We start from the raw sequence: 18,286 nt of genomic DNA, 5'->3' as shown, positions 1-18,286 counted from the left end.
TTCCGCGCCCACGTTCGCGGTTGTCGTCCCGTATGCCCGCCACTTTGCCAAAGGGCATCCGATGAAAACACTGGCCAAACTTCCCGTCACCATCGTTACCGGCTTCCTCGGCTCAGGCAAAACCACCTTGCTGCGGCACATGCTCGATAACGCGCAGGGCCGGCGTATCGCGGTGATCGTCAATGAGTTTGGCGAGTTGGGCATCGACGGCGAAATCCTCAAGCAATGCGCCATCGGTTGCACTGAGGAAGAAGCCAACGGCCGGGTCTATGAACTGGCCAACGGTTGCCTGTGCTGCACCGTCCAGGAAGAGTTCTTCCCGGTGATGCGCGAACTGGTTGCCCGTCGCGCTGACCTTGACCACATCCTCATTGAAACTTCCGGTCTGGCCCTGCCAAAACCGCTGGTGCAAGCCTTCCAGTGGCCGGAAATCCGCAGTGCCTGCACCGTCGACGCGGTGATCACTGTGGTCGACAGCCCGGCCGTGGCCGCCGGCACTTTCGCCGCGTTCCCGGACCAGGTCGACGCCCAACGCAAGCTCGATCCGAACCTGGACCACGAATCGCCGCTGCACGAGCTGTTCGCCGACCAATTGGCCAGCGCCGACCTGGTGATCCTCAACAAAGCTGACCTGATCAGCCCTGAAGACCTGGCCAAAGTGCGCCTGGAAGTCGCCGAAGAACTGCCGCCTGCAGTAAAAATCATCGAAGCCAGCAGCGGTCGTGTGCCACTGGACGTTTTGATCGGCCTGGGCGCGGGTTCCGAAGAACACATCGACAGCCGTCACAGCCACCATGATCACCACCACGGTGGCGACGCCGATAGTGAAGGGCATGACGACCATGACCACGACGCCTTCGATTCCATCTCCATCGAACTGCCCCAAGCCGACGAAAGCCTGCTGCTGGACGTCCTGACCCAATTGGTGGTTCAGCATGGCATTCTGCGAGTCAAAGGCTTCGCCGCCGTCCCGAACAAGCCGATGCGCTTGCTGATCCAGGGCGTGGGCACGCGTTTCGATAAACACTTCGACCGCGCTTGGCGCGCCGATGAGCCACGTGCAACGCATCTGGTGCTGATCGGCCAGGCACTGGACGCCGCTCTGATCGAAGCGCAATTGCGCGCCGCACTTAGCGTCTAAGCCATGCACCTGCTCAGGACCCAGCCCGGCGGTTTCGTGTCGGATGACAACATTGCCGACCTTGGACAAACCCCCGCCGAGCTGGTGATCCTGTGCAGCGGCGATTCCAGCCTGGCGCTGCTCGCCGAAGCCGCGCAGCAGTTGCCGGACGACTACCCGAGTCTGCGTCTGGCCAACCCGATGCAGGTGCAGAATCATGCTTCGGTCGACCTGTATGTCGATGAGGTCTTGCGTCACGCCAAAGTCATCCTGATTTCATTGCACGGTGGGATTGGCTATTGGCGTTACGGCATCGAGCGTCTGGTGCAGCTGGCCGAGCAGGGCGTGCAGCTGATTCTGGTGCCGGGCGATGACTGTCCCGACCCTGAACTGAGCGACCTGAGCACGGTAGTCGCCGAAGACCGTGATCGGCTTTGGCACTTCTTGCGTCAGGGCGGTTTGGCTAATGCGCTGGATCTGTATCGTTGCCTCGCCAATCGCTGGCTGGGCCGCGATTATCCTTGGGCCGAACCACACATTTTGCCGCGCACGGCGATTTACCATCCCCACAAAAGCAACGCTGCACTCAGCGATTGGCAGGCCGACTGGCACGCCGATCAGCCTGTGGCGGCGGTGTTGTTCTACCGCTCGCACTTGCAGGCGGCGAATACTGGCTTCATCGATGTTTTCTGCCAGCGCTTGCAGGCGGCGGGGCTTAACCCGTTGCCGATTGCGCTGGCCAGTTTAAAAGAGCCCGGCTGCCTGACGGTGGTCGAGGACTTGCTGGACGAGGTCGAGGCTGGGGTGATTTTGAACACCACCGGTTTTGCTCAGTCCAGCCCTGAGGCACCGCACCTGCGGCCGTTCCGGCGCAATATTCCGGTGATCCAGGCGATTTGCGCTCAGGACAACGAGCCCGGTTGGCGCGCCAGCGAGCAGGGCCTTGGGCCCCGGGACCTGGCCATGCATATCGCCTTGCCGGAACTGGATGGGCGCATCATCAGTCGGCCCATCAGCTTCAAGGACCTGGCCTGGCGTAGCGAGCGCAGCCAGTCGGATGTGGTCTGCTACCGACCGCAACCGGAGCGTATGGACTTCGTCGCTGAACTGGCGCGGCGCTGGATTGATATGGCGCGGGTGCCGAACGGCGAAAAGCGTATCGCGTTGATTCTTGCCAACTACCCGACTCGCGATGGTCGGATCGGTAATGGTGTCGGTCTCGACACTCCGGCAGCAGCGCTGAATATTCTGCGGGCGCTGCACGCTGAGGGCTATCCGCTGCCGGCTGATTTGCCTGAAAGTGGCACGGCGCTGATTCAGCAATTGCTCGGTGGAGTCAGCAACGATCTGGAGACCCTCGACCAGCGGCCGTGTCAGCAAAGCCTGGCGCTGGACGACTATTTCTTGATGTTCAATGCATTGCCCGAAACCAATCGTAATGCGGTGCTGGAGCGCTGGGGCACACCTGAAAATGACCCGATGTTCCGCAGTGGGCGAATGATGATCGCCGGTCTGCGCTTCGGTCTGACCTTTGTCGGTATTCAGCCGGCACGGGGTTATCAGGTCGACCCGAGCGCGGTCTATCACGACCCGGATCTGGTGCCGCCTCATGGCTATCTGGCGTTCTATTTCTGGTTGCGAAAAACCTATGGCGCCCACGGGGTGATCCACGTCGGCAAGCACGGCAACCTCGAATGGTTGCCGGGCAAGGGTGTCGGCCTTTCGGAAAACTGCTGGCCGGATGCACTGCTGGGTCCGTTGCCGAACATCTATCCGTTTATCGTCAACGACCCGGGTGAGGGCGCCCAAGCCAAACGTCGCACTCAGGCAGTGATCATCGATCACCTGATGCCGCCGTTGACCCGTGCCGAGACCTACGGCCCGCTGCGCAATCTTGAGCTGCTGGCCGACGAGTATTACGAAGCGCAGTTGCTTGATCCACGCCGGGCCCGTGAGTTGCAGCGCGATATTCTGAAGCTGGTGCGCGATACGCACATCGACCGCGAACTGCAACTGGACGAAAATCTCAACAGCGACGCCGACGCGGCGATCTGGCTACCGCGCCTCGACACCTATTTGTGCGACTTGAAAGAGTCGCAGATCCGCGATGGCTTGCATGTGTTCGGCGAGTCGCCAACCGGTCGCTTGCGCATCGATACCCTGCTGGCATTGCTGCGCATTCCCCGTGGTGATGGACGCGGTGCGCAGTCGAGTGTGCTACGTGCTTTGGCCAAAGCCTTTGAACTGGGTTTTGATCCGCTGGACTGTGTGTTGGCCGAGCCTTGGACCGGCCCGCGCCCGGTTGAACTGCAATCACTGAGTGATGAACTTTGGCGCACCGCTGGCGATAGCCGTGAACGTCTTGAGCTGTTTGCTGCGCAGTTGATCGAGCAGGCATTAAGCGCTGATGTCGACAGATTGAACGAACCGGGCTGGACTGACGTGAAGGCGATCATCGAAAGCCTGCGCGAAATCGTCGCGCCGCGTCTTGACGCCTGCGGTCCGGCAGAAATGCGCGGTCTGCTGGATGCCCTGAGCGGGCGTTTCGTCCCGGCCGGCCCCAGCGGAGCGCCGAGCCGTGGGCGGCTGGACGTGTTGCCTACTGGACGCAACTTTTTCTCGGTGGACGTGCGCAACCTGCCAACCACCACGGCCTGGCGTATCGGTTTTCAGTCGGCGAACCTGATTCTTGAGCGGCACCTGCAGGATCACGGCGACCACTTGCGTCAGCTTGGTCTTTCGGTCTGGGGCACGGCGACCATGCGCACCGGCGGCGACGATATCGCCCAGGCGATGGCGCTGATGGGCGTGCGCCCGGTGTGGGCGACCGGCAGTCAGCGGGTCGACGATTTTGAAATCCTGCCCCTGAGTCTGCTGGACCGGCCACGGGTGGACGTCACCTTGCGGGTTTCCGGGTTCTTCCGCGATGCCTTCGCCAACCTGATCCGCTTGTTCGATGCGGCGGTGCAGGCCGTTGCCGCGTTGGACGAGCCGGATGACCTGAATCTGCTGGCAGCCAAGGTCCGCAGTGAGCGTGAGACGCTGTTGCAGTCTGGGCTGGACGAGGACGCTGCAGCACGTCAGGCCGGCTGGCGGATATTCGGCGCCAAACCCGGCGCCTATGGCGCAGGGGTGCAGGGCGCAATCGACGGTCGTTTGTGGCAAAGCCGAGAGGACCTGGCCGAGGTTTACCTGAGCTGGGGTGGCTACGCCTATGGCGGTTCCGATGAAGGCACGGCGGCTCGCGAGCAATTCGCTCAGCGTTTGAGCCAGGTCCAGGCGGTCCTGCAAAACCAGGATAACCGCGAGCACGACTTGCTTGATTCCAATGATTATTACCAATTTCAGGGTGGCATGCTCGCTGCCGTGGAAAGCCTAAGCGGCGACCAGATCGCCAGCTACCATGGTGACCACAGCCAGCCTGACCTGCCGAAGATCCGTACCCTGAAGGAAGAGCTGAACCGGGTGATCCGTTCCCGGGCGGCCAATCCCAAGTGGATCGAAGGGGTCAAACGCCACGGCTATAAAGGTGCTTTCGAACTGGCGGCGACCGTGGATAATCTGTTCGCGTTCGACGCCACTACACAGTTGATCGACGATCATCAGTACGCTTTGCTGGCCGATGCCTATTTGCTCGATCCATCGACCCGTGATTTCGTCCAGCAGCACAATCCGCATGCCTTGCGCGACATGACCGAACGCATGCTCGAAGCCCAGCAGCGCGGGATGTGGAGCGAGCCGGGTGAGTATCGCGAGGCGCTGGAGAACTTGCTGCTGGATATAGAAGAAGACACCTGACCTTGTGGGCGCGGGCTTGCCACTGTAGGAGCGAGCTTGCTCGCGATGGACTCAAGGGCGGCGCGTTTATTCAGAAAACACGCGTTATCGTTAACGTCCATCGCGAGCAAGCTCCTACAGCGATAGCGGCCTGACAGACGACACATGACTCGACCCAACCGAGAACCGAACATGAGCGACACCCCACATTTCCCACTCTCCGCCGTGGTCGGCGCCGATGCCTTGAAGCTGGCGCTGTGCCTGACCGCTATCGATCCGAAGATTGGCGGCGTGCTGATCGAAGGTCCGCGGGGCATGGCCAAGTCGACCCTGGCCCGTGGTCTTGCGGATCTGCTGGCCAGCGGGCAGTTTGTTACCTTGCCGTTGGGCGCCACTGAAGAGCGCCTGGTGGGCACGTTGGATCTGGACGCAGCCTTGGGCGAAGGTCGGGCGCAGTTTTCTCCCGGCGTGCTGGCCAAGGCCGACGGCGGTGTGCTCTATGTCGATGAAGTGAATCTGCTGCCCGACCATTTGGTTGACCTGCTGCTCGACGTGGCCGCCAGCGGCACCAACCTGATCGAGCGTGATGGGATTTCCCATCGGCATTCGGCGCGGTTCGTGCTGATCGGCACGATGAACCCGGAAGAGGGCGAGTTACGCCCGCAGTTGCTCGACCGTTTTGGGCTGAACGTCGCCTTGAGCGGGCAGACGCTACCGATCGAACGTGGCCAGATCATCCGTCGTCGGCTGGACTTCGACAGTGATCCGCAGGCATTTTGCGCCGAGTGGGAAGGTCAGCAGCACGCCCTGCGCGAACGTTGCCAGCAGGCACGCTCGGCCTTGGCGAACATCCCCCTCGACGATCAGGCCCTGGCGCACATCACCGAGCGCTGTTTTGCTGCGGGCGTCGACGGGCTGCGTGCCGATCTGGTCTGGCTGCGGGCGGCTCGAGCCCATGCCGCGTGGCGAGGCGCGCACGCGATTGGCGAAGAAGACATCGACGCGGTGGCTGAGTTTGCCTTGCGCCATCGTCGCCGCGAGCAGTCGCCACCCGCGCCAAATCACACCAACGCGCCACAGGCTCAATCTGCACACAATCCCAGCCCGACCGAAGGCCAGGGCCAATGGGGCGAAATGCCCGCACACGCGTTGCCGGTCGGCGCTCGACGTGAAGTCCCGAGCTGGCCAAAAAAGCCCTAGGCATTCGCCCTCGATCTGACGCGGGGGCGGATGCCAAGCCCCGAGCAGGAAGGCTGGACAACGGCAGGCAAGGCAAGAGTCGCGCGGCGCGCAGCGGTTCAATCAACTGGCCTGGCACCTTGCTCAACGGGCGGCCGAGTCAGCGTGAGGATTTGCGTTACTGGCTGCGCAGCCGTTCGTCCCATGAGCTGTGGCTGGTGATCGTCGACGCCTCGGCCTCGACTCGCCGTCATCAGGCTCTGAGCGACGCCAAAGGGCTGTTGGCGCATTTGTTCGATGACGCTTACCGGCAACGGACGCGGCTGGCGTTGCTGACCGCCAGTGGCCACTCGCCGAAATGGCAGGTGCAAGGCCTGAAAGCCTCGAACGGTCTGCGAAGCTGGCTTGATGCGCTGGGCGCGGGCGGCGGCACGCCGTTGCTGGCAGCACTGGAGCAAGCGAGCGAGTGGCTGGCATTCAGGCAAAAGCGGTTTCCGGCGGAGCTGCAGCGAGTGTTGTTGTTGACTGATGGCCGCTTGAAAAACTGGCCGGCGCTGCCGACGCTCAATTGTTCGGGATTGTTGGTGGACATCGAGAGAGGTCCGATTCGGCTTGGAAGGGCCAGGGAGTTGGCGACGGAGTTGCAGGCCGATTATCGACATATTGATGATTTGCTGCTGGGTTGAAATCTCCATGCCCAGAAACACAAAAGCCCCATCACAATGACGGGGCTTTTGATTGCAGCGTGAACTAAATCAGAACACCACGCCCTGGCTACGCAGGTAGTCGTCGTAGGTGCCGCTAAAGTCGATCACACCGCTCGGGCTCAGCTCGATGATGCGAGTCGCCAGGGACGATACGAACTCCCGGTCGTGGCTGACGAAGATCAGCGTGCCTGGGTAGTTTTCCAGCGCCAGGTTCAGCGACTCGATGGATTCCATGTCCAAGTGGTTGGTCGGTTCGTCCATGATCAGCACGTTCGGCTTTTGCAGGATCAGCTTGCCGAACAGCATGCGACCTTGCTCACCACCGGAGATGACCTTGACCGACTTGAGGATATCGTCGTTGGAAAACAGCATCCGGCCCAGGGTACCGCGAACCACTTGCTCACCTTCTTTGGTCCAGCGACCCATCCAGTCGAACAGGTTGGACTCGTCTTCGAAGTCATACGCGTGATCCTGCGCGTAATAGCCCAGCTCCGCGGCTTCGGTCCATTTCACTGTGCCGGCATCCGGGCTCAGTTCGTTGACCAGAGTGCGCAGCAGGGTGGTCTTGCCGATACCGTTCGGGCCGATGATCGCCACGCGTTCGCCGGCTTCGACGGTGAAGCTGAAGTCCTTGAACAGCGCCTTGCCATCGAAGCCTTTGGCCATACGCTCGACGATGACCGCCTGGCGATGGAGCTTCTTGGTCTGCTCGAAGCGGATGAACGGGCTGACCCGGCTCGACGGCTTGACTTCGGCCAGGTGGATCTTGTCGATCTGCTTGGCACGGGAACTGGCTTGCTTGGATTTCGAGGCGTTGGCCGAGAAGCGGCTAACGAATGATTGCAGCTCGTTGATCTGAGCTTTCTTCTTGGCGTTGTCCGACAGCAGTTGCTCGCGCGATTGGGTCGCGACGGTCATGTACTCGTCATAGTTGCCCGGGAACAGACGCAGCTCGCCGTAGTCCAGGTCAGCCATGTGGGTGCAGACACTGTTCAGGAAGTGTCTATCGTGGGAGATGATGATCATCAGGCTGTTGCGCTGGGTCAGAATGTTTTCCAGCCAGCGGATGGTGTTGATGTCCAGGTGGTTGGTTGGTTCGTCGAGCAACAGCACTTCAGGATCGGAAAACAACGCCTGAGCCAGCAACACCCGCAGTTTCCAGCCCGGCGATACTTCGCTCATCGGGCCGTTGTGCTGCTCAATACCGATGCCCAAGCCCAACAGCAGCTCACCGGCACGGGATTCGGCGGTGTAGCCGTCCATTTCGGCGAACTCGGTTTCCAGCTCGGCCACGGCCATGCCGTCTTCTTCGGTCATTTCCGGCAGCGAGTAGATGCGATCGCGCTCGGCCTTGACCTTCCACAGCTCTTCGTGGCCCATGATCACGGTGTCGAGCACGGTGAATTCTTCATAGGCGAACTGGTCCTGGCGCAGCTTACCCAGACGTACGTTCGGCTCCAGCATCACCTGGCCGCCGGAAGACTCCAGGTCGCCGCCGAGGATTTTCATGAATGTCGATTTGCCGCAACCGTTGGCGCCGATCAGGCCATAACGGTTGCCGGCAGCAAACTTGACCGAAACGTTCTCGAATAACGGCTTGGCGCCGAACTGCATCGTGATGTTAGCTGTGGAGATCAATTACCTTACCTATCAATGATTTAGAGCTGGCCGTTTTCTGCTGATACCGATTTGATACCAATCTGGAGCTTTTCCAGTTCGGTCCAGTCTGAGCTTGAGCTGAGCCAGCGGGCATACGTCGACAGCAACATTTGGACACTGTGGCCAGGTTGCTGAGCAATAAATGCGGGGTTCATGTTGGAATTTGGGGCGCATTGTCGCATATGTGTGAGGGCAGTTGTACGGCTGCCGACAACGGATTTCAGCCCCTCCATCGCCGGCCCCATTGTTTGTGCCTGTCTGAGGTCTGTTTTACATACTCACTGTTCCTGGATGGAGGGAACACGCAAGGAAATTCTTTGATCATTACAAAGCAGACATCCGCGGTGTTGAGGAGATCAGAAGAGCACATAAGAAATAGCACTGAGCTTCGACTCCACTGCAAATGCTTCCTTAAGTGATGGGTATGAAGGGGCCTCGCCGGCTGGCGTGATTTGTTGAAGTGGATGGTTGAGCTACGCTTAACGCACCACAGGGAGGCATGCGTAATGAGCGAAGATCGAGTTGTTGCGCTTGAGATAGCGCTGAAAACAGTGATGGCGATCGCCAGAAATCAGGGGTTTGATATTGATCAACTGTGCAGGCAAACCATTGGCGCGATCATCGGTGACCCAGACATGAAGTGGGTGAAGGAGGACCATGTTCAGAATGCCATTGCCGAGATTGAAATGGCCCAGGCTGACATTGCGCGCCTGCCTCTGCCTTCGGCGCAATAGGTGAGGGGCTATGCTGAGGGTTGGTCAAATCGAGGAGGTCAATCCTTCAAGGTGGGTCAATGGCGCACTACATGGTTACAGCCGTTCGAATCAACGATGATGACGAAATAGAACTTTTCATGTGGGCAAAGATTGATCCCGGTGTCAGCAGGGGAGTATTTCTTGAAAAGTCACACATCGCTTCGATGGAAGACATCATTGCGGCTATTCGTAATGGCGACGTTGTTGAGATGACGTTCGAAGCGGGCCTGGGAACGGTGTCAGGTGGAAAGTTCCTGGAGGGTCACTTGCCGAGTGGAGAAGTAACCGTTACCGAGGAGCGTGCCATTCCAGGCAGAATGATCCTCGACTTACCAAGATTTTAAAGGGTGACAACTTCCCGCCTGCCAATGCGTCCAGCGCAATAGGTGAGGGTGGGTTCGGCTTCGCAGAACGCTGTGAAACGCAGTTCGCCGTCGATTTCCAGCGTGTCCATGATGCCCAGCCCTTACTGCTCCGCCACGATGCGAACCTTCACCCGCGATTCTCGCCAATTTTGTAGTCGAAGCCCTGGCAATCCAGCTCAACCATTTGCAGGTGAGCGTCGGCCAGCGCCATCGCAAGTCCGTCTTTGATCTCAACGATCTTTTTCATGGTTAATCTCCGTTCAGACGCCGCCCTCCGTGACTGGCTTAGGTGGCGGGTGCTGGCAATTTGATTCAGGCGCCGGGCGTTCCTCGGAAACGTCTGAGGTTGATGCCGCTTTGCGGAGCCGGGTGATCAGGTGTTTTGAACGACCTCAATTTTAGGTGATCAAACGAACACAGTGTCAGGCTTCGCCTGCCCGGAGGTGATCAAATGAAACGCACAACGACTTTGATTTTGGTGATGTCAGCAGCGCTGTTGCTCGGTGGGTGCTGGCCGTATTGGCATGACCATGAGGGGCACGGACGTGATCACGGGCGTTACTACGGTGGCGAGCATAGGGGGCAAGAGTATCGCCAGTAACATCGCTGTAGCAGAGCCGGGATAGATCCAGTTCTCAGTCGTCAGGCTCAAATCCCGGCAGTTCAATTGACCGCCGATAGTGCTGCCACTGTTTCCCCGGTGGCAGCAGTGAAATCGACCGTTACGCGGCCTCGGCTTTCTAGGCGGACTTGCGGTGCTCTGCCGCGTGCATTGCCAGGTAGGCTTTGAGGTTTTCGTCGCCTATACCCAAGGTGCGCAAGATTTCGGCCATGAAGCTAACGGGAGCGGTACCTGGAGCTGTAACGACGCGCTTATCAGCTACTGCATAGGGGACATCCTGATAGTGAGCCGCTCCACCATAATTCAGTTCCGACAGGTTCTCAGCCGAATTGGAAGTGTGACGGAGGGTATCGAGCACGCCCGATTGCGCTAACACACGGGTACCATCGCAAATGCCAGCGACGATGATGTTTCTTTCATGGGCAGTGGTCACCAGGTCAGCGATATCAGGGGCCTGATCGGTCTGCCAAAGGGTGCCTCCACATATGATTAGCAGGTCGAGTTCATCGAGCTGGATGGCTTCGAGCGCCAAGTGCGGGGTGACGATCATGCCTCCGGAGGAAGTGACGGGGGCACCTTTGGGGGTGGCGAAGCGTGTATCGAAGCCGTAATAGGCACGACCAGCAGAGTTGATCAGGGCGGTTTCCCAATCTGAAAAGTTCTCGGTGATAATAGTAATGGCACGTGTCATTAGAGTGTCCTTTTTCTTATGGCGTTGATATATGTCTGAGGAATCGCCTTTCCCACATGAGCCCAAAGCGTAACAAACACGTCCGTCAATTTCTGTCAGTAGCATTTGGGTAGTGCACAGGGATGCTGTCAACTTCACGCAACGCCGCGCTTTGAGAAGAACCTGCCGGCGACCTGGATAGTGCCGGGGCGCAACAACGGCAAAATAGTTCGCGTTAACTCGTTTCTTTTAAGTGCGCAATGCTGGCTTAGTGTCTGCAGCGAATCGGGTATGAATGGCAATCACTTGCAGCTATTTCGGCCTGCCAGTGATCAGTCAAATCGGCTTGATCAGTTCCCGGCCCATATTTCGCACATGACCCCACTCCCTGGGCTTTGTGCGAAAAGTACTGTCGTAGGCAGCGCAGCGTGCAAGCCAGCGAAACCATGGCTGCGTAGGTGTTGCTCCTGGCTCAGAGCGACCAAAGCGGACGCTCACGGAGACAACGCTCCAACCGCAGGCAACGGCCGCACTATAATTAATGTGTGTCTATGTTTGCGTGGCGAGCACTCCAAAACGAATCAGGTATCCATAATGCTCGCCTGGCAGGCAGAGGGCAGCACAGCAAATGGGACGAGAAGTACGTCTGATGACATGAAAGAGGGTCCTGCCATGAAAACTCACTCCTTCCAGCATTACTCTCATAATCTGGGAATGGCCGTTCACGACGCGTGGATTACTACCCGGGTGAAGTCGACCCTGGCATTTGCAGAGCCGACTCTCGGCCTGCATGTCAATGTCAAAACCCATGCGGGTACGGTGTCGCTGAGCGGCCGCGTTAACACCCATAAAGACTGCGAGCGGGTGATAGAGCTCTCCCGTGCGGTGAATGGTGTCAACGAAATCGATGCCAAGGATTTGCTGACCCATGTGTTCACTCCAGGGCATCTCCCCGAAGCGCCCAACGCTGAAGAGACCACCGAGTATCGGCCGCAATCGTCGGCAAAAAAGATGGACGACAAATGACAATGGCGATTTGTGAGAGCTGCGCTCCTGGTTGGGAACCGAGGCGGCTCGCCGAGCAGATCGAGGACTTCCATGGACTAACAGATCATGACGCTATCATCCGCAAGTAGCGCGAGCACGGGATCTGCTACGAGGTGTAGTCCTTTGATCTGCCGGGCGCAGGGGCGCTGAGTCGCAGATAGAAAAAAGCCCGCATCGGCGGGCAGACCATTTGCTGATCCTTCAGCGGAGGTCAGTGTAGAACGGAAAACGGGGAAGGCGAGGGCGCGCCATACGCTAATAGCCTCCGCCGCCCATGCCGCCCATATTGGTGGACGGTTCTCTGGATTTTTGCTGTGCGCGACTCCATTCCGCACAGGTCATAAAGCTCTTATGGTCCACTTTGCCAGATCTATCGAAGCTGACATTGAAGGACTGCTTTTGGCCAGCTTGAGTGAGCATATAGTCAAAGCAGGTGCCGGGCTCCACTGTGCGGTCAGTTACTGATAAAGGCTTCCCGCCGATACTCTGGACTTGATCCTTGTTCATGCCCATCTCGACCTTGGCGACCAGCGGCTGGTCGCGATAGACGTGTGAATTGGTAGCGCAACCACCTACCGCTGATAGCACGGCGACCAGCGCGAATAGAGGTTTGTTCATGGCAGGGCTCCCGGTAGTGAGTGTCGTGAAGAGACTCCTGGGTGCATCAGTTAAATTAAAGTCGAGTTCTGCAGGGCGCGCTCACTATCCTCAGGGCCGAGGTCGGAGGCGATAGCGCGCTTTAGGAATGGCAGGTAACAAAAAGCCCGCACGCGGCGGGCTTCCTTCATTTCAGGTGCGGCGGACTTTTCTGTCTGATCGTTGGGAGGGTCTCTACCGCGATGCGCCGGGTCGATATTCTGCCGAGTTGGTGCGGTCTCCAGATTCTCTTTTCGCTAGCCCCAGCAGAACCAAGCTAAGACCGTTGCGCAGATCAGCATGGGCAGGACCTCAAGAAAACTGTTCATGCAGGCATATTCCATATAAGCGAGTGCAGGCAATTTAGGTCGAGCCCAACAAGTTTGTCTGTTTGGATTTTGTAAATTTATTCGTGGGTTTTTCTGCGCCCGAATAACAAAAAAGCCCGGCATCAGGCCGGGCTCTCTATAGATGGGGCCAAATCCTTTTGGCTGACCGCATTGTGCCTGGCAAGTGTGACGAAGGTATGACAAGACAGGTACAAAAAAACCGGCGCTGGGCCGAGCCTGGTCAGATAGAGAGATGAAGCTGCTTGTCCATTCGTGCGGGGGGACTGACTGCGCAGATGAACATTAGTCTCGGTCTTCCCGATGGGTACACACTCCGTCAACCGGATGGCAACCCTAAGCGTTGAAAATACGATTTCGGGTTCGTCGCTTCCCACGATCGTCACCTACACATTCCTGCTGTGCTATCTATCCCGGCTCGAACTACGCAGCCTTCTTTTTATCCATCTCTCAAGTGGCTTAACTAAAAAGAAAAATAGATAACCTGCAAGAACGAGTGCGAGATCGACCCATGTCTCGGCTATAGGGCCTTCAAAATATTCAATGCAATATTTAGCAAAGAACAACGTCGCAATCCCACCCAGGACCAGCAAACCTGTGATCGCAAAACCTGATATACGTTTCAATTTCTTAAAGTCCCCCGTCGCACCATCTATTCCGGCTTGGCCCTGACAATCCGCCCAGCCTTCACGTCATCCGCATGCGCCTTGAGCCGATCAGACAGTTCATGCAGCTTTTCGATCGTCTCCATCGCCATCAGAAGCTCTGTATCCCCGCGCTGTTTTGCCAACCTGAACATTTCCAGGGCTGCTTCTTCCAGGGCGAGCGCAGCGGCTCTCAAGTCGCGGCGCAGTTTTTGGTTCGGTTTGGTAAGGCTCATGAATTGACTCCCTCAAAACGTGCACGCACTACAGGCCGGTGGTTCGCTACAATTCCGCGCCGCGCCGGATGACTCGAGCTTCCGAGCATTCCACACCAGGCGCACGCGTGCCTGAGTGTGATCCTTATCCAGCATCGCGCCTTCGATCACGATTGCCATATGCATCGGATTGTCCGAAATCATCCGAAGTGAGCCGCCGGTCATGCGCTGAAGACGCCTAATAAAAAGATCGCTATCCAGCGTGAACACATAGATTGCGTCGGTGCGTATTTCCGCGATCCACCAGCAACGAGTCACCGTTTCGGAACGTCCCCTCCATGCTATCCCGTCGCCATCAATGATCGCGAGGTTTTCCAGTATCGAGTAGGAGAGGCCCTGTGTCTGCACCTCTTCGGGTACCCCCCGACAAAGCGGATCCCACCTCCGGCCGTGACTTGAGATGACGCTCAGATCCGAAGTGCCTTAATCGGGAACAAGCTGAAAAATATCAAAAATCCAACGTCAAAACGAAAAAGCCCGGCGCAGGGCCGGGCTGGAATGTGATTACAAATAAGGGGCTAATCAGTTTTCTCCGCTGATCACCGTCGACACCTTACGATTGGTAATCCAGTCGCCAATGGCAAACATCACCGCCTTCTCCCTCCCGACAAAACCATGGCGGCTAAAGGCTTCGCACGCATCACCTCGCGGATTTTTGCTGCCCTCGACTGTGATCAGCGGAATGTTTTTCTTGCGTTCAACAATGCTGGAATAGCGAGTGACATGGCACGGATCGTCTTTGTTATGCACGAACAGCTGCGGCACTTTCGCTTGCGACCAATCGAACGATGCCATAACCGCGCCGTGGGATTTCTCCCCGGTTGGATCGGTGAAGGTTGAGGTGTGAATTGCACCATCGATCTGGCTGCCGAGATTACGCGCCAGGAACGAACTCGACACCGTGCCGTAACTGGTTCCCAGGATATAAACCTTCTGTGCACCAAACTCTTTTCGCACCGCAGCGATGACATTACTGACATCCGCCGCATGTTCGTCGGAAGAGCGATAACGGTCATCGCAAGAAGACCACTTATCCATGGGGCAATCGACCATCACCGTGAAATTACTGTTGTTATTCAAAAAGCGCCGCGCCCGAATCACAAAATTTCCGCCCAGGTCATACGTGATATTACCGCCCTCGTTCTTCAACTTGAGCACACCGGGATAACCAGGAAACAACAAGATAGCCGTCGTGGGCATCTCGCCCTTTCGTTTATCCACCAGAATATTCAGCGCGCCGCCGCGCTTGAGGGTTACCGTATGGAACGTCTCAATCAGGCCCTCAGTGGCTTTGGCGTCATCTGCCCAGGTAGTTGGGCTTAAAAACATCAGTAGGCAGCTGAACAATAGAGCGTAGCGGCAGCGCATGATGAGCTCCGGTGTCGATCAAGGAAGGTGTGACGCCCTCCTTATGTAGTTTTTTTGACTGCGTGCCTGTGGGTACAGCGATTTGAACTGACAGCAGGTATAGCAGGCCGACCCACTAACTGATGCGTTAGAGGCGCGATCCTTTCATCAGCGATACATGGCTGATGATCCCGAGGGCTACACAGAAGAAGATCACGCCTTGCTCATAAAGACGCTAGCACCGTTTAGCCGCTTGTGTGGGGCGGACTTGATCACCTCGGATGGATACGAACCGGAATTGACGGCCACATGCCTTCGGTCTGCCGCGCGCCTGCTATACCGCGGCAATGCTCAGACTTACTACGCCGCGCGGGTGAATCATTAACCTACTTCATGGTCGTATTTCATGTTGATCGCTCGTTTGATTAAAACTCATCGGCAGCGACAACCCTTCTCCGTAGCTCCGACTCTTGCTTTTTAGGACGTTCAAATGAAACGAACAGCGATAATGATCTTGGCCATTTCAGGTGCCCTCCTATTGGGAGGATGCTAGCCGTACTGGGAGGATGGAGGAGGGTACGGTCGAGATCATGACCGAGGTCGTGATCGTGATCATCGTCGTGAATATGACCGTGGTCGCGGCAATGATCAAGGGGAGGACCGAGGATATGATCGTCGCGGCAATGATCAGAAGTATGGTCATGACCGGGGTCGTGACCATGATGGCGAAAACCAGGACTAACGCTTGCAAACTACTCCAGCAGAGCGGGTAATCCCGTTCTGCTGCCCAGCGCCGACAGCGGATCGTGTAGGCGCGGGTGCGGTTGGAAGCTATCAAGGCCTGTCGTCATTAACCGATCCAGCGTTACGCCGATTACTGCCAGAGGGGTTGCCGGTGTTTAGGAGCCTTCTCTCTGCCAGCACATTTTGAAGTGCTTGGCGGGATGAAGGATTTAGCTGATCTTCTCTCTCCTTGAGCTCAAGCAAGATTGGGCTAGACCAAGCGCGATAGGTCTGTTCGGCAAGACGAATTGTGGTCATTTACCTCTCCCTGATTAGATGCAAGCTAATGAACCGGCGCGGTTCTGTGTGGCGGAAATCCTAGTAGAGAAACCTGATTGTCGCCAGCCACTCGCACTGCTTTGGTGCTCTGCGACCTTGCCCGGCGCATGCTCAATAAATCAGGCGACCAAGGGGTGATTGCCTGGCATACGTCAGGGAGGTATCGCGCTGAACGAGACCATCGTGTCCCTGCGGTTCTTGGTCACCTTCTCGACCCATGATGTAGCCGCGAAAGTCCTGTAGGGCGTGCAAAGTCGTATGAAGGATAAGTTCCGGAGAGCCAAGATGCAGAGCGCAAACCCCATCAGCGCGAGTCGGACTTGTTAGCGCTTATTTTGCGCTCAGCCTCGCCACTCCTTGTCTGATGTAGTCCACATTCTCACCAATGGTTTCGAGTGAACCTCGAATGTTTTCGCCTACCACTGTCGAGCCTCGCTGCTCTACCCATAGGACGAGCTCCATGAGCGCCGCCTCGAGTGCGAGTTGGTTTTCGTACATTTTTTCAAGGATGTCTGGGAGAGGGTAGTTGTCAGGCATGATTCGATTCCATTCGATTAGATGAATGCAGCAGCAGGTGCCACCAATGAATCCTACATCGTAGATCCAGATAAGACACCCCAAAAATGCATTAACTGCCCTTGGATAAAACGTGGGGAGTTAACTTCAAGGTGCCGACAAGTATTTATTTTTTAATGGTCCATGTTGTGGATCTCTTTTGTAATCTAATCGCTACTTCAAGCGTAGGGCTGGGTGCTGAAGAGAAGCAAAAGCCAAGATAATTCAATGGAGTACGATAAATGTACTCGTGGTGAGCGGTTTGTGTTGTGGTGGACAAAGCCTGGATGTGAGCTAGGTTGAAAGTTCTCCTCAAGGAGGAGCGTTTTTAATCAATGGAGTGAATATAATGAACAAACCTCAGTTTCAGCCTGACGTTAAACATGGTCGTGTAGTTTCTCCCTCTAGTCGTGGCGCTGTTGCTGTAGAAGTCGGACTGCTCGGTAACTGGCAGGTTAATGAAATGGAAGGTGGGAAAAATTTCCCGTCGCTGACTGATGGGCCTTTCCCCAAGCCCTATGAGACTGATGATCAAAGTGTTGTACCACCGGCCGATGGCCATATCCTAAGCGGTGGTAAAGTTGATGAGCGCGATTGTATTAACTTTACCAATGAGGAAATGAGCAGAAAGCTAAATCGCCCTTTTGCCTGGCCGCTGCTGAATGTCGACCCTGGACAGACGTTTCATGTGAAATGGGCGTACACCGCGCCGCACGTTACCCGAGGGTATAGCTGGTTTATTACCAAGGATGGCTGGGATCCAAAACAGCGCATCAGCCGCACGCAACTTGAACCAAAGTCCTTTTATGATGATTTTTATCCTCACGTTCCCTACTACCAATATGCCGATGAGATGAAGGCAAAAGTTGAACATGACGTGAAACTGCCAAAGGGTAAAAAAGGCCATCATGTCATTGTTTTGCTGTGGATCGTCGCCAATACCGGCAATGCTTTCTATCAAGCATTTGACGTAGATTTTAAATAATACCGTTTGCGTGCGAACGGTTTAAAAAGTTCTGAGGGATTAGAGCATGGCTATCATCAATTTTTCACTGATGAGGTCCAAGGTAAGCGATTCGGCGTCATTCAGCGGCTTTAACGCTGAAAGACTCGGGGCTGCCTCCCGATACTCAGTACAACTACTTTGTCACTGCAACGGACTCCTTAGGCAAGGAGTCACTTCCAGGCAAAAGCCTTAGCGTTAAAACCGCTGGAGGTGTAACGGATTCGCAATACCCTGAGTGGAGCCTGAATTACCATTATCAAAAAGAGGATGGGGTGACTTACGAAGGCAATAGATACCTCTGTCTTCAAGAGCACACCTCGAACTCGGGCTGGACACCTCCGGTCGCCTTTACCCTCTGGGCGAAGGTCGCAATCAAGCGGCGAGCATAAAGCGGTATACAAAGCCCGGTAGAAATACCGGGCTTTTCTTTGGGTGCGCCAGGCATGGCGCAAAGGGGACGGCGGGCTCAACCGGTCAGCGAAAGAGGCGAAAAAAGGGACACCCATTAGCCGT

17 protein-coding genes and 2 pseudogenes are annotated in these 18,286 nt (G+C 56.7%); 11 read left to right on the top strand and 8 right to left on the bottom strand.

From position 1 onward, the window contains the following. Window positions 1–61 precede the first annotated feature (61 nt). The 4 genes from cobW to ACZYSM_RS05585 all read left to right on the top strand — a co-directional run bounded on the left by cobW (window position 62) and on the right by ACZYSM_RS05585 (window position 6,762). On the top strand, window positions 62–1,141 hold the full coding sequence (gene cobW / locus ACZYSM_RS05600; protein WP_489069692.1) for a cobalamin biosynthesis protein CobW: 1,080 nt from the start codon (window positions 62–64) through the stop codon (window positions 1,139–1,141). 3 nt (window positions 1,142–1,144) lie between these two features. Beyond that, the gene (gene cobN / locus ACZYSM_RS05595; RefSeq protein ID WP_489069690.1) at window positions 1,145–4,918 is read left to right on the top strand and encodes a cobaltochelatase subunit CobN; all 3,774 of its coding nucleotides are present in this window, start codon (window positions 1,145–1,147) and stop codon (window positions 4,916–4,918) included. A 171-nt stretch (window positions 4,919–5,089) separates the two neighbouring features. After that, a complete protein-coding gene (locus ACZYSM_RS05590) occupies window positions 5,090–6,097 on the top strand; it encodes a magnesium chelatase ATPase subunit I (protein ID WP_489069688.1) in 1,008 nt (335 codons plus the stop codon). Continuing rightward, window positions 6,079–6,762 (top strand): vWA domain-containing protein, encoded by a 684-nt coding sequence (locus ACZYSM_RS05585; RefSeq protein WP_489070046.1) that lies wholly within the window; start codon window positions 6,079–6,081, stop codon window positions 6,760–6,762. Before ACZYSM_RS05590 ends, ACZYSM_RS05585 begins: the two co-directional genes overlap by 19 nt. A 69-nt stretch (window positions 6,763–6,831) precedes the next feature. Here the strand turns inward: ACZYSM_RS05585 and ACZYSM_RS05580 are convergent, their stop codons facing one another. Continuing rightward, window positions 6,832–8,421, bottom strand: a complete 1,590-nt coding sequence (locus ACZYSM_RS05580; protein WP_489069686.1) for an ABC-F family ATPase — start codon at window positions 8,419–8,421, stop codon at window positions 6,832–6,834. A 527-nt stretch (window positions 8,422–8,948) separates the two neighbouring features. On the opposite strand from ACZYSM_RS05580, the gene ACZYSM_RS05575 reads away from it, so the two are divergent. The 3 genes from ACZYSM_RS05575 (at window position 8,949) to ACZYSM_RS05565 (ending at window position 10,163) form a co-directional block, all read left to right on the top strand. Beyond that, complete coding sequence (locus ACZYSM_RS05575; protein WP_489069684.1) at window positions 8,949–9,176, top strand: hypothetical protein; 228 nt, start codon at window positions 8,949–8,951, stop codon at window positions 9,174–9,176. 59 nt (window positions 9,177–9,235) lie between these two features. Continuing rightward, window positions 9,236–9,541, top strand: a complete 306-nt coding sequence (locus tag ACZYSM_RS05570; RefSeq protein ID WP_489069682.1) for a hypothetical protein — start codon at window positions 9,236–9,238, stop codon at window positions 9,539–9,541. A 472-nt stretch (window positions 9,542–10,013) separates the two neighbouring features. Further along, window positions 10,014–10,163, top strand: coding sequence for a hypothetical protein (locus tag ACZYSM_RS05565; protein WP_489069680.1), 150 nt, complete (start codon window positions 10,014–10,016; stop codon window positions 10,161–10,163). Window positions 10,164–10,302: 139 nt separating this feature from the next. Here ACZYSM_RS05565 and ACZYSM_RS05560 read toward each other — a convergent pair whose 3' ends face one another. After that, complete coding sequence (locus ACZYSM_RS05560) at window positions 10,303–10,875, bottom strand: type 1 glutamine amidotransferase family protein (RefSeq protein ID WP_489069678.1); 573 nt, start codon at window positions 10,873–10,875, stop codon at window positions 10,303–10,305. A 651-nt stretch (window positions 10,876–11,526) separates the two neighbouring features. Here ACZYSM_RS05560 and ACZYSM_RS05555 point away from each other — a divergent pair. Continuing rightward, window positions 11,527–11,880, top strand: coding sequence for a BON domain-containing protein (locus ACZYSM_RS05555; protein ID WP_489069676.1), 354 nt, complete (start codon window positions 11,527–11,529; stop codon window positions 11,878–11,880). A 276-nt stretch (window positions 11,881–12,156) separates the two neighbouring features. On the opposite strand, the gene osmE is transcribed toward ACZYSM_RS05555, so the two are convergent. The 4 genes and pseudogenes from osmE to ACZYSM_RS05535 form a co-directional block, all read right to left on the bottom strand. After that, window positions 12,157–12,519, bottom strand: coding sequence for an osmotically-inducible lipoprotein OsmE (gene osmE, locus ACZYSM_RS05550; RefSeq protein ID WP_489069674.1), 363 nt, complete (start codon window positions 12,517–12,519; stop codon window positions 12,157–12,159). Window positions 12,520–13,536: 1,017 nt separating this feature from the next. Beyond that, window positions 13,537–13,764 carry a hypothetical protein gene (locus ACZYSM_RS05545; protein ID WP_489069672.1) on the bottom strand — a complete coding sequence of 76 codons (228 nt, stop codon included), beginning with the start codon at window positions 13,762–13,764 and terminating at the stop codon, window positions 13,537–13,539. 75 nt (window positions 13,765–13,839) lie between these two features. Continuing rightward, window positions 13,840–14,151: pseudogene (locus ACZYSM_RS05540) on the bottom strand (S24 family peptidase); the annotation flags it as partial. 174 nt (window positions 14,152–14,325) lie between these two features. Further along, window positions 14,326–15,171 (bottom strand): serine aminopeptidase domain-containing protein, encoded by an 846-nt coding sequence (locus ACZYSM_RS05535; RefSeq protein WP_489069670.1) that lies wholly within the window; start codon window positions 15,169–15,171, stop codon window positions 14,326–14,328. Between the two features lie 569 nt (window positions 15,172–15,740). Here ACZYSM_RS05535 and ACZYSM_RS05530 point away from each other — a divergent pair. Further along, window positions 15,741–15,923: a hypothetical protein gene (locus tag ACZYSM_RS05530; protein WP_489069668.1), complete on the top strand. Its 183-nt coding sequence runs from the start codon at window positions 15,741–15,743 to the stop codon at window positions 15,921–15,923. A 61-nt stretch (window positions 15,924–15,984) separates the two neighbouring features. Here the strand turns inward: ACZYSM_RS05530 and ACZYSM_RS05525 are convergent, their stop codons facing one another. Together ACZYSM_RS05525 and ACZYSM_RS05520 are read right to left on the bottom strand one after the other, a co-directional pair. Beyond that, window positions 15,985–16,191 carry a hypothetical protein gene (locus tag ACZYSM_RS05525; protein WP_489069666.1) on the bottom strand — a complete coding sequence of 69 codons (207 nt, stop codon included), beginning with the start codon at window positions 16,189–16,191 and terminating at the stop codon, window positions 15,985–15,987. Window positions 16,192–16,542: 351 nt separating this feature from the next. Next, a complete protein-coding gene (locus ACZYSM_RS05520) occupies window positions 16,543–16,749 on the bottom strand; it encodes a hypothetical protein (protein WP_489069664.1) in 207 nt (68 codons plus the stop codon). A gap of 367 nt (window positions 16,750–17,116) precedes the next feature. On the opposite strand from ACZYSM_RS05520, the gene ACZYSM_RS05515 reads away from it, so the two are divergent. Then, entirely contained in the window at window positions 17,117–17,752 is a 636-nt protein-coding gene (locus ACZYSM_RS05515) for a lytic polysaccharide monooxygenase auxiliary activity family 9 protein (RefSeq protein WP_489069662.1), read from the top strand. A 104-nt stretch (window positions 17,753–17,856) separates the two neighbouring features. Beyond that, window positions 17,857–18,162 (top strand): annotated as a pseudogene (locus tag ACZYSM_RS05510) (carbohydrate-binding protein); the annotation flags it as partial. Window positions 18,163–18,286 lie beyond the last annotated feature (124 nt).

Source organism: Pseudomonas sp. F220, from assembly GCF_057813935.1.
The sequence above is the reverse complement of the archived record's forward strand: the minus strand, read 5'-3'. Positions and strand labels throughout refer to the sequence as shown.